The sequence below is a fragment of the Pedobacter sp. Leaf250 genome (assembly GCF_920984735.1).
Taxonomy (GTDB): domain Bacteria; phylum Bacteroidota; class Bacteroidia; order Sphingobacteriales; family Sphingobacteriaceae; genus Pedobacter.
In genome coordinates this window covers 74775-87886 of sequence record NZ_CAKLBU010000017.1, presented here as the reverse complement: position 1 = coordinate 87886, position 13112 = coordinate 74775, and the positions used below count along the sequence as shown (strand labels likewise).

General features: G+C 35.0%; 8 protein-coding genes. All 8 read left to right on the top strand.

Going from position 1 to position 13112, the window contains the following annotated elements; translation table 11 throughout:
• The first annotated feature begins 153 nt into the window (after positions 1–153).
• The 8 genes from LUA91_RS15520 to LUA91_RS15485 all read left to right on the top strand — a co-directional run bounded on the left by LUA91_RS15520 (position 154) and on the right by LUA91_RS15485 (position 12934).
• On the top strand, positions 154–3423 hold the full coding sequence (locus LUA91_RS15520; RefSeq protein ID WP_231427026.1) for a SusC/RagA family TonB-linked outer membrane protein: 3270 nt from the start codon (positions 154–156) through the stop codon (positions 3421–3423).
• 25 nt (positions 3424–3448) lie between these two features.
• The gene (locus LUA91_RS15515; RefSeq protein ID WP_231427025.1) at positions 3449–4885 is read left to right on the top strand and encodes a SusD/RagB family nutrient-binding outer membrane lipoprotein; all 1437 of its coding nucleotides are present in this window, start codon (positions 3449–3451) and stop codon (positions 4883–4885) included.
• Between the two features lie 24 nt (positions 4886–4909).
• Complete coding sequence (locus LUA91_RS15510; protein ID WP_231427024.1) at positions 4910–5860, top strand: BT_3987 domain-containing protein; 951 nt, start codon at positions 4910–4912, stop codon at positions 5858–5860.
• Positions 5861–5979: 119 nt separating this feature from the next.
• Entirely contained in the window at positions 5980–6642 is a 663-nt protein-coding gene (locus tag LUA91_RS15505) for a hypothetical protein (RefSeq protein WP_231427023.1), read from the top strand.
• Positions 6643–6915: 273 nt separating this feature from the next.
• Positions 6916–9984 carry a SusC/RagA family TonB-linked outer membrane protein gene (locus tag LUA91_RS15500; RefSeq protein ID WP_231427022.1) on the top strand — a complete coding sequence of 1023 codons (3069 nt, stop codon included), beginning with the start codon at positions 6916–6918 and terminating at the stop codon, positions 9982–9984.
• Positions 9985–9995: 11 nt separating this feature from the next.
• Positions 9996–11405 (top strand): RagB/SusD family nutrient uptake outer membrane protein, encoded by a 1410-nt coding sequence (locus LUA91_RS15495; RefSeq protein ID WP_231427021.1) that lies wholly within the window; start codon positions 9996–9998, stop codon positions 11403–11405.
• A 106-nt stretch (positions 11406–11511) separates the two neighbouring features.
• Positions 11512–12234 (top strand): hypothetical protein, encoded by a 723-nt coding sequence (locus LUA91_RS15490; RefSeq protein WP_231427020.1) that lies wholly within the window; start codon positions 11512–11514, stop codon positions 12232–12234.
• A 34-nt stretch (positions 12235–12268) separates the two neighbouring features.
• A complete protein-coding gene (locus tag LUA91_RS15485; protein ID WP_231427019.1) occupies positions 12269–12934 on the top strand; it encodes a hypothetical protein in 666 nt (221 codons plus the stop codon).
• The last annotated feature ends 178 nt before the right edge of the window (positions 12935–13112 follow it).

The window sequence follows — 13112 nt, the reverse complement described above, 5'->3', positions numbered from 1 at the left end:
AATGATTTAACATTTATTAATTGTTTCATTTTCAATCTGTTATGTACGCCTTAAAAAAGGTTTGTTAAAAAATGTTAAAAAAAGTTTTTTAACCTGAATTTCAACGCTTAAATTAGGCGAATCATTAATCATTAACTAACCTATTTCATAACTATGAAAAAACTTCTACAAAGTTTGTTCATATTCTTGTGTTTGGCTACAGCTGGATATGCACAAGATCGAACAATCACTGGTACAGTTACTGCACAGGAGGATAACCTTCCAATTCCTGGGGTAAGTGTAAAAATTAAAGGTACTCAATCGGGTACGGTTACCGCCGCTAATGGTAAATTTTCATTAGTTGCACAAAATGGATCAGTCTTAGTGTTTACTTATGTTGGCTACAAACAAAAAGAAGTAACCGTAGGTTCTTCAACCGTAGTTAACGTAGTGTTAGAAGGCGATGCAAATCAATTAACCGAAGTTGTAGTAACAGGTGCTTATGGTACTAAAACTACAGCTAGAGCAACTACAGCAAATATTCAAACCATTAGTGGTGAAAAATTAAATACTGTGCGTGGAACTAACATTAACAATGCTCTTGCAGGTAAGGTTGCGGGTGTTCAGGTAAGAAGTCAATCGGCAGCGGCTTTAGGCAGAAACACTCAAGTTAGATTGCGTGGAGCAGGTGGTTTCGGTACTGGTAGCGGTGCGCTTTATGTTGTTGATGGAACTATTCTTCCCAATGCAGATGATGTAAACTTAGATGATATTGAAGATATCTCTGTTTTACAAGGTCCTGCTGCAGCAGCTCTATTAGGTTCTCAAGCAGCAGCTGGTGCGATCTTAATTACAACTAAAAAAGGTAAGAAAACAGAAGGTGCAGGTATCACTCTTAATTTAGGTGCAACTTTCGAAAATGCTTACATTTTACCAAATTATCAAAACACTTATGCAGGTGGTAACTCTGCCGATCTTATCCAATACAATTGGAAAACTGGCGATCCTGTAGAGTGGCAAGCACTTAACGGTAAATATTACCATAACTATAGTGATGATTCAAGCTGGGGTCCTAAAATGGTTGGTCAGGAATATATTCCTTGGTATGCATGGTATCCAGGTACTCAATATTCCTACAAAACGGCTTCTTTAACACCGCAGCCAGACAATGCTCGTGATTATTTCAATACAGGAATTGCATTGAATAACACAGTTACTTTTGCGAATGCTGGTGAAAAGTATAATTTCAAAATGACTTATGGAAATCAATATACTCAAGGCTTGGTTCCTAATACCAATCTAAAGAAAAACACTTTAAACTTAGTATTGAATTATGATCTTAATAAACACTTCACTGTAGGAGCAAACATCAATTATGTTAAAACTGCATTAGGTGGAGATATTGATGATGCTTATTCAAGTCAAAGTACTGGATCTTTTAACCAATGGTTCCATAGAGATTTGGATATGGGCATTATGAAAGAATTAAGAGGTTTAACGGTACCAGGCTTAAATGGAACAAACATTTATGGTAGCTGGAACCACAACGATCCAACTTCTTTTAATGCAGCAGATCCAAAAGCATTTTATGCTGGTAACTACTGGTATAACTTCTATACTTATTATGATTTATTAAACAAAAATAATCAAAGAGATAGATTGTATGGTAACGTATATTTAACATATAAAGTTAACGATGATTTGAAATTTACAGGAACTTACCGTAAACAACAAAACACAACGTTTACTGAAGATAAATATAGTACTCGTTTAAATGATAGTGGAACACAAACAACTGGTAATGATCCTCAGGCTAGAGGTTATTATTATACCGCTAATACCTATTCAAATAGAGAAAATTACGAGTTGTTAGGTCAATACACCAAGAAAATTCAGGATTTTACTGTTGATGCTACTGTTGGTACTGATATCTTCCGAGCGGATTATAAAGATAATTCAGCACAAACAGATAATGGTTTAGTAATCCCAGATTTATTTACAGTTCAAAACTCTGTTAATCAGCCTATAGTTGGTAATGGAAGATATATTGAAAAATATAGGGCTATTTTTGGTAAATTAACTTTAGGTTATAAAAACTATTTGTTTTTAGAAGGAACACTTCGTAACGATTGGTTCTCGACATTGCCGCAAGCAAAAAACAATGTATTATCTAAATCAATAGGTGGTTCATTTGTATTTAGCGATTTATTACCTAAAGAAAGCTTTGGATGGTTATCGAATGGTAAGTTAAGAGCTTCTTATGGTGAGATTCCTCAGGCATTATCTGATCAATCTGGTCGTTTTGGTGCTTATGTTTATCCTGGCTTTGCTTATGGTGTAAATGCTTTAAAATGGAATGGTAACTTATTAATGTCTACTCCTGATATCTTAGTAGATCCAGAAATTAGTGGTGCGACATCATCAAATTATGAACTGGGTATCGATTTAGGATTTTTAAACAATAGAATTACTTTGGCTGCAACTTATTGGGATGCAACAGAGAAAAATTTCCCTAGAGAGGTTGCTATTAATGCAGCATCAGGTTTTGGATCAATCATTACAAACATCGGACAAATCAATAAGAAAGGCTTAGAATTTCAAATAACTGGTCGGCCAGTGTCGATTCCAAACTTCTCTTGGTCCATTTCTGGCACATATGCCAACTTATTAGATAATAAAGTTGTTGAAGTAAGTAAAAAATATGGTATCACTAGAATTGCAAATGTGGATAACGTTTGGGGTACGACAATGCCATTTATGGTTCATGAAGAAGGATTGCAGTGGGGACAGATTTATGGTAATGGTAAAAAGAGAAATGCTGATGGTGTTCCATTATTAGATGCTAACGGTCACTTCGTAAATGATCCAAACGTATTTTTTGGTAGCGTACTTCCAAAACATACTGGTGGTTTACAAAATTCATTCACTGTTTTCAAAGATTTCAATATCGCTGCTAATATTGATTACCAATTTGGTGGAAAATTTGTTTCATTATCAAATATGTGGGGATCATATAGTGGTTTAACTGCCCGTACTGCAGCTTTAAATGATAAAGGTGTTTCAGTACGTGATAATCCAGCTGATGGCGGTGGTGTTAGAGTAGATGGAGTTGATGCTACAACTGGTCAGCCTAAAACTTATTACCTAAGTGCAATTGATTATTACCAAGGTTTATACAATTCTAGAACTTTTGATGATTATATCTATGATTTAACGTTCATCAAATTACGTGAAGTTTCTATTGGGTACAATATTCCAGTTAAAAAATTGGGTATGGGTAAATATATTCAGAATGCAACATTCTCAATAATAGCTCGTAATCCTGTATTAATATATGCTAAAACGAAAGATTTCGATCCATCTGAAGTATCTGCAACGAGCGGTGAAACAGCTCAATTGCCAGGCACAAGGGGATTTGGTTTTAACTTAAGAGTAGCGTTCTAGTTTAGAAAAACAAAAGATATTTATTATGAAAAAGAAATTTATATATACATCATTAATTGGCTTGTTGCTAGCAGGTTCGATTGGGTGTAAAAAAATAGAGGATTTTGGTATTGCTAACGATAACCCGGCAGCTACTACCACGCCTAGAGTCGATGCTTTATTAACCAATTCTATACAAAACCTAAGGGGATATACCTTTTTTGTAACAGGTGGTTATTATGCACAATACTTTTCGCAAAGTCAGTATCCTGATGCAATGTTATATGCATTAAATCAGGATGGATTTACTGGAAATTATAGTGGTATATTATACGATTTAGAGAATATTCAATTGGTTAATAGTAGCAACAATCAGAATCAGGTTGCTAAAATATTACAACAATATGTATATTTTCAATTAACCAACCGTTGGGGTGATTTACCTTATAGCCAAGCTTTAAAGGGAATTACAGTAAATGCACCAGCTTACGATACACAGGAAGCCATATATAAAGGTATGTTGGCAGCACTAACAACTGCAGCAACATCATTTGATGGATCGGCGATCACTGGTGATGTCATTTATAATGGTGATGTAGCATCTTGGAAAAGGGTTGCAAACTCTTTACGTTTAGTAATGAGCATTCAGTTGTCTAAAAAATACCCTGGTGCTAGTGATTATGCAGCAACACAATTTAAAGCTGCATTAGCTGATGCAGGAGGAGTAATTATAACAAATGCTCAAAATATGACTATTATACCTGCTGCTCCGAATTTCAGGAATGTAATCTGGGATGGCTACAATGGCCGTAAAGATTATGGCGAAAGCAAGACAATGACCGATTTAACTGGAAGTTTGGCCGATGCTAGACAAGCTGTTTTTGGTGGTGCTAGCGAGCAACAAGGTAATACTGCAACTTCAAGTGTTGGTATTCCTTATGGTGGCGACAAAGGTACTACTGAAGGTTTCACAAATAACAACCCTACTTGGGCACGTGTTTTAAGGGGGGATAAACGTGATCAATCAAGCCCCATGTATGTTATTACAGCTTCACAAATTGCATTGATAAGAGCTGAAGCAGCAAATTTAGGATGGACAACTGAAAGCCTTTCTTCGCTATATGTTCAAGGCATTACACTATCGCATGAGCAATGGGGAGTTAGTGCGCCTTCAGCTACTTATTTAGCTAATGCAAACGTGGCCGTAGGTGCTGTTGGTGCGGTTAATAATGTGAGGAATATTTCGACTCAGCGTTATTTGGCGAGCTATCCAGATGGCCAACAAGGATGGAATATTTGGAGAAAAACAGGTTTTCCTACGCTTGTTCCAGCATCTGCAGCAGTAAACTCATCAAAACAAATTCCTAGAAGATTGGCATATTCGGCAACTGAACAAACTACTAATAAAGCAAATAACGATGCGGCAATCGCTCGTTTAACTGGTGGTAATACGCAGGATGCGAGAATGTGGTGGGATCAATAATCATTAACATTTAAATTAATCAAAATGAAAAATCATTTTTTAAAATATGCTGGGATTGCGTTATTGTTCGCCGTTACAGCGATATCTTGTAGAAAGGATGCATTTGAAGGCACTGAAACAGGTGACTCTGGCATTACTCACTTTAAAGTTCTAGAGGGTAGAGAAGTCAAATTATTCTTTTCTCCATTCACAAATATTGCTAAAACTCCAATGTTTAGCATTAGGAGAGATGCAGCTAACAATGCGGATTTACAACAAACAAATACAATTAAGTTAGAGCAAAATGCTGGTATTATAACAAAATATAATACAGACCATGCTGAAACTTATGAAGAACTGCCTGCATCATTTTATACATCATCATCTGATGCGGGATATACAAAAACTGCAACGGGTTATAATGTTACTTTTGGGCCAGGTGCTTTTTCACAGAACTTTGGCTTGAATTTAGATGGTAGCAAATGGAGTGATGTGAGTAAAAAGTATGCGGTGGCTTTTAGAGTAACTGATTGGGGTGGAGTTAAGAAAACTGTTGCAACAAGTGATACTATATTAGTTTTATTAAGCATTAAGAATGCTTATGATGGAATCTACTCTACTGTAGCTGGTAATGTTCAGCGTTACTCTGCTCCAGGAGTTCCTACCGTTGGCGACGCTTTAAACGGTTCTTTAGCGGGAAATCCTGATGTTACTTTAAGTACAATAGGCCCGAATGCTGTTCAAATTAGTGGTTTAACATGGTTTGGAGGTACATCCGGTATTGCAGGTATTGATAATCTTCAAGCTACTGTAAACCCGGCTACTAACCAAGTGACGATGAGAGCATTGGGGAATGCAACATTGAGAAACATTGCTGGCGCTGATAACAAATATGATCCAGCTACTAAAACTTTTACGCTTAATTTTGAATGGAATCCGACAGCTAATGCTAGACAAGTTACTGGTTTAGTAATAACTTATAAAGGTTCAAGATAATTGAACTAAAAAATTAATAAAAGGCTCCCATAAAATTGGGGGCCTTTTTTGTGACTATTATACTGTATTTTAGTTACTTTCGTTCTTATTAATTGCTTTGTAAACTAATATATCTCAACATGAAAAAATTATTGTTTTTTTTTATAGCAACTCTGACCCATCTTACAGCGGATGCCCAAGTATATGGCAACGTAAATATGGGCGGCGATCGCCAGATTATCAGGGCAAAAAGAACTGATTCTGATTTCGAAGGTTCACCATATTTATTTAGCGATTGGCAAAAGGCTGTAGTGCAGTTTGGAACTGGGATTGAACCAGCATCAAATGAAGTTAAATATGATCTCCTTGCTGATTTATTAGTGCTTAAAGGAAAAGATGGTGAGGAATATGAATTTAAGGATCAACCAAAAGAATTTCTAGTTACTTCAACGAAAGAATTATATAAAAATGGTTTTTCGCCAATTGATAAGTTTACAGATAAAACTTTTTATCAAGTTATATATGATGGTAAAGTGAAATTTTTAAAAAAAGTAACAAAAACAGTGATTGATAGCAAAGGCTATAACACCGCAACCGTGACCCGGAAAATTGCGGATGATACAAATTATTATCTTGTCAAGGCAGATAATAAAATTGTTAAAGTAAAATATAACGAAAAGTCTATTGTTTCGGCATTGGGTAGAAATGATGAATTGTCGAAATACATTAAAGAAAATAAAATAGAGGTGAAATCAATAGATGGTATTATTAAAGTACTGAGCTATTACGACACGCTTTATTAATCGATTTATTACTTTAAATGGTCTAGATTCTAAGGATTTTGGCCATTTTTCATTAATTAATTTATAAGTTAATTCAGAATTTTACATAAAACCTTTTAATAAGGTTCTAACTAAGTTTTTAGTATTTATTTTGTTTTAATCCTATTGCAATAAAATTGTCATAATTTAGGTATACTCCTAATTATGCTGATATTTTTAATGGTTTTGGTAAAATGAACGTGTGTTATTCATAAATTAGAGGCTTATAAATCAATCATTCCTAACTTAAATTTCATGAAAAAACTTCTACAAAGTTTGTTCGTGTTAATGCTTCTTGCTGGATCTGCATGGGCACAAAACCGAACAATTACAGGAACAGTTACGGATAAGGCAGATGGTAAGCCTATTCCGGGAGTAACTGTTAGAGTCCAAGGTTCTCAAGGGGGAGCAGTAACCAAAGAAAACGGTAGCTTTTCGCTTATTGCAAGCGCTGATGCCAAAAATCTTATTATCTCTTATATCGGTTATGTTAATCAAACATTGCCTATAACTTCTACTAATGTGTACAATGTTTCCTTAGTTTCTGATGATAATACCTTGTCAGAGATAATTGTTACAGGTTATACACAAACATCGAAAGTAAGAAATGTTAGTGCTGCCTCAGTTATTACTAATAGTCAGATCGCTAATATTCCACAACCAAATTTTACAACTAGACTTCAAGGTCAGGCGCCCGGCGTAAATGTATTATCTGGTACAGGGCAACCTGGGTCCAATGCAAGTATCCGTATTCGTGGTTCCAATTCCATTGGCGGTAGTGCAACTCCACTATATGTTATTGATGGTATTGCTGTTGATGAAGCAACTTTCTCTACTATGAATCCAAACGATTATGAATCAATTAGTATCCTAAAAGATGCTTCAGCTACTGCGCTTTATGGATCACGAGGTGGTAATGGTGTTGTTGTAATCAAAACCAGAAGAGGTGTTGCGGGTAAAGTTAAAGTGGGTTATAATGTTCAAGGTGGTATTGACTTGAGAACTCAAGCCAAATTTGACATGATGAACTCGTCGCAATTATTAGCTCTTCAAGAACAAGGTAGGGCTGGTGCAGGTTGGACATATTCAGCTCTTAATACAGCATCAACGATTCCAGCGGCAAGAAGAGCGGTTATTAGAGATTCATTAAGTAATATCAATACCAATTGGGATGATATATTTTTTAGAGATGGAAAATTCCAACAACACGAGGTTACGGCATCAGGCGGTTCTGAACAAACTAGGTTCTTCTCAAGTTTTAATTACTATGACCAAGAAGGTATTGCATTACGTTCTAACTTGAACCGTTACACAATGCGTTTAAATGTAGATCATACATCTGGTAAATTAACTTTAGGATTACAAAGTAATTTAGGATGGTCAAAGTCTAATTTTATTGAATCTGAAGCAGGTGTAGCACTAGCAAATCCATTTGCAGCAGTTTATTTAGCATTGCCATGGGAAAACCCGTATGGACCAGACGGTAGAATTTTAACAGCAAATAATACAACGAATGGTTTCAGGCCCTTTAATCCCTACACGGCTGCAAATGGTGTCTTGGCCGATAGTCGATTAGGTTCTAATGCATTAGATAGATTAAATAATAGTACGTTAAAGACGGATCAGATAAAATCAACAGTAATCGCAAACGCAACTTATGAAATTTATGATGGCTTAAAGTTAACCACGAATTTAGGTTTGGATTATCGTCAAACTGTTCAGGAGAGAAGTATCTTTCCAGGATCTCATGCTGGTGTATCAGTTCAGAATGGTAATCAAGGATCATACGGTAACAACGTAACAAGAATTTTAAATCTTACATCAACATCGGGCTTAACTTATGCAAAATCATGGGGTTTACATGAAATTAATGCAAATGCATTAGTTGAAGCGATTAGAAACAGAGAGAGTTTATTTAATTATAATGGTTTTGGTATCAATCCTAAATTGTTGAATACTCCTGCAGGTATTACTGCTGGTACTAATACAAACTCAATGATTCCTACAGTTGGGGGTAGCAAAACACAATATGGTTTTACCTCATTCATTGGTTTGGTTAACTATACTTATAATAAAAAATATACAGTACAGGGTACTTATAGATACGATGGATCTTCTAAACTTCCAGAACAAAATAGATGGCACGGTTTCTATTCAATAGGTGCTAACTGGAACATTAAACAAGAAGATTTCTTAAGTCAAAGTAACTTCCTTAACACTTTAATTTTAAGAGCAAGTTATGGTGAAACTGCAACAGCTCAAAATCAATCAAACTTTGGTTACCTACCAACTTATGGTAACGTATCTTACGCAGGTGTATCTGGTATTGCTCCGGCTACTCCGGGTAATCCTAACTATGATTGGGAATATACAAAAGGCTTAAATGTTGGTGTTGACTTTGCTGGCTGGGATAATAGACTTCGTGTAACTACGGAAGTTTATCGTACCAATACAAAAAATAACTTTATTAATCAGCAATTATCGTTAACATCAGGCTTTGGTGCACTTTCAATTAACGCAGGTAGTATCAGAAATACAGGTGTTGAGGCAAATGTTTCTGTCGATGTTTTAGCTACTAAAGACTTCGTATGGACATTATCAGCGAATATAGCTTATAACAAAAATGAAATTACAGATTTAGGACAGGCAACTGAGTATCCTGCTGGTACTTCAATTATTAGAGTTGGTTTGCCTAAAGGTTCACACTACGCTGTAGGATATGCAGGTGTTGATCCTGCAACAGGAGACCCACTTTACTTTAACGTTGATCCTGTAACGAAAGAATCAAACGGTACAACTACAAATATCTACAACGGTGTTACACAATCTACTGCAGAATGGGGAACTTATGAAGCACCAACATCTGGAGGTTTTGGTACTAGCATTAGATATAAAGGATTTAATTTAAGTACTTTATTTGTGTTCTTCCAGGGTTTCTCAATGTTTAACAATGAATCATTCTTCTTATCTAGTCAATCTCAGTTCTCTGGATATAATCAACAAACGAGAATGGCAAATGCGTGGACTCCAACAAACACCATTACCAATATTGCCCGTTTAGGTTCAAGTCGTCAGTTCAGCTCATTTGATATCGAAGATGCTTCGTTTATCCGTTGGAGAAATTTAACATTAAGTTATGATGTTCCTCAAGCTTGGGTTGCGAAAACGAAAATCATTAGCGGAGCTAGAATTTATGCGATGGGACAAAATATCGGAACCTGGACAAAATGGAGTGGATTTGACCCTGAAAATAGTAATAACATTGCTCAGTTTAAATATCCTGCACCACGAAATTTCTCATTGGGTCTTTCAGTAACTTTTTAATTGATAATAAAATGATAAAAAATATAAACAAAATGGTTGGTATAATGCTTCTATCGAGCATTATACTTACCTCGTGCGAGAAAAATATCGATTTAAAACCGTCTGATTCGATTTCTAACGAAACTGCGATTCAAAATCTTGATGACTTAGATCGTGCGACTGTTGGTGCTTATTCTAACTTACAATATCAACAGGCATATTATGTAAATACAATCATGGCTGATGAAGCTCGTTGGGGTGTTGATAATTTAATCAGAAACTATGCTGGTGCTTATCGCTGGGATTTTGATAGTGGTAACGGAGATGTTACGGCAGCATGGGGTACAATGTATAACGTTGTAGATCGTGTAAACCGTGCTTTAGCAAGCGCTGAAGGCATAGCTGTAGCTGCACCCGCAGATGTTGCAACTAAAAATAGATTAAGAGGTGAGTTGTTAGCGATCAGAGCTATGGCACATGCAGAACTTTTAAGATGGTTTGCACCTAGATACGAAAATGATCAACTAGGCGTAGTAATCATGCTCGAGTCATCTATTTTAGGAAAGCCACAACGATCGACTTTTGGACAGGTTATGGCACAGGTAAATGCTGATTTTGCACAAGCTGATGCTTTGATTCCATCTACTTTTACTGATATTTTCAGAATTACTAAACCAGCGGTTGCTGCTTTAAGAGCCCGTGCTGCATTATATGCTAAAGATTGGGCAAATGCAATTACTTATGCAAATGCTGCAATTGCAGCTAAAGGAACATTGGCAACCGGAACTGATTATGCAGCGATCTGGACTGATGCAAATACTTCTGAAAACTATTTTCAACTAAGAAGAAACGCCAATGCAGGGTCTGTACGTACTTATTGGACAGATGATAACACAGACGTATTTTTTTCTCCATCATTTAAATTAATTGATACTTACAATGCTACAACTGATGTAAGATATAATGCTTTTATTTTCAGAGATGGAACTGTTGCTTCATCAAGAGAGAGTTGGAAGGTAAATAAATATTCTGGCCAAAGTACAACCAATAGATTCAATAACATTAAAGTGATCAGAACTTCAGAAATGTATTTAATTTTGGCTGAAGCTAATGCTGAGTTAAATCAGCTGGTACCAGGTGCAACATCTCTAAATGCTATTAGAAGAGCACGTATTACTGGATATACTGATCAGGTGTTTGCCTCTAAGGAAGCACTTATTGACGCAGTAATGTTAGAAAGATACAAAGAGTTGGCTTTTGAAGGTCACCGTTTCTTTGATTTAAGAAGAAGACAACTTCCTGTTGTTAGAGATGATCGCGATATTACAGTGGGTGCTGCAGTACCCAAAACGTTGGCAACAACTGGTAGAAATTATATTTTACCAATACCATCAGGTGAAAAATTTGCTAATCCAGAGATCCAACAAAATCCAGGATATTAATTAATTTCAGTCAGTAATTTGTTACAAAATCCCTTGCCAATAAGCAAGGGATTTTTGTTTTAATAGAGATTTTTCTATACATTTAAATATCTAATCTCTAAATCCTATGAAAACAAAAATCTTATTTTTTTTAGCCACATTAAGCTTCTATAGCTTTGATAGTTTTTCTCAAGGCTTAAATGGTAAATCTCCGCTGCAGCCAGAAGCATCACATATCAATAATTATGTTCCTCGATACGAAATGTTGGATTTTTTCCAATATGAGCGGAACTATCTCCCCTATACTTATATTAAAGCAGATCAAATAAAAGGTAAAGCAACAGTTGCTGATAATTGGGCTAAGGGAGATATTGTTATGAAAAATGATGACATTGTTTATGCTAATGTAGATTTAAATTACAATCAGGTAGAGGATAAACTATTTGTGAAAGCAAATAAAGGTATAGTTATACTTAAGAATCCAGTTCAAGAATTTACAATTAATGATGGGAATACTATAAGTTATTTTAGAACAGGTTTCCCTTCCATAAATACTTACGACGATAAAACAATCTACGAAGTATTGAAGGATGGAGAGTTTAAATTGCTTAAGCGAGTTGAGAAAATGGTTTTTGTTACAGTAGGCTATAACTTGGTTACAGAAAAGAGATATGATGCCAAGGTAAAATACTTTGTAAATGATGGCAACATAATGTATGAAATTATGCCAAATATGCAAAGCGTACAAAATGCGGCAAATAGACATGGCCTTCCTGTAGACAGTTTATTAAATGGCTACGCTATAAAAAATGAATCGCAGTTAGTTTCATTAATAAAGAAGCTACCATAATTATAAATTAAAATAAATATCATCATAAATTTCAATGAGATTAAAATATCTTTTAATATTAGTTGGACTATCCACATTTAATTTCAAGGCTATAGCTCAATTAGATGCAAATACTAACAAGCTTTCTATGCCAACTGGCAAGTCGATAAATGAACCAAGAATAGATAATATTAAGGGTGATCCTAATTTGTTTAAAGATTGGACAAAAGGAACTGTAAGTTTAGTTGGAGAAAATGGTAGCTATGCTAATCTTGATTTAATGTATGATCAAGTTAAAGACAAACTATATTTTAAAAGTGGAAATGAAAAATTAGAGTTTACCAAGCCAATTAAGGAATTTAAAATAGGTGATAACATATCAACTAATACCTACCGCTCTGGCTTTCCTATAATCGATAAAAATAATGGCAATACTTTATACCAGGTTTTAGTAGATGCTAATATAAAACTATTAAAACATACTAAAAAGGATATTATTACCACCAAAGGTTATAATGAGATTACTGAAATGCGGTATGATTCAAAAGTTAAATATTTTGTTTTAGATGGCACATCATTTTACGAAATTAAGCCAAATAAAAAGGGTATTTCTACAGCTATATCTGAAAAAGGATTGAAAGCTGCTGATCAATTAAATACTAACCTGTCCCTAAAGAACGAGACAGATCTTATCGCTTTTTTTTCTACGCTTAATAAATAAATATTTTTAACTGTTATTTAATTTATGAATATTAGAGGTTCAAGCTTTGCTTTAGGATCATACATGTCATGTAATTTTCTTATTTATTTATGATTTAAATCATTTCAAAATTAGAGATTTAATAAAAGCTGTTACTGGTTCTCAACCTACGTTTGGAACCTCTATTTCGCATATTATT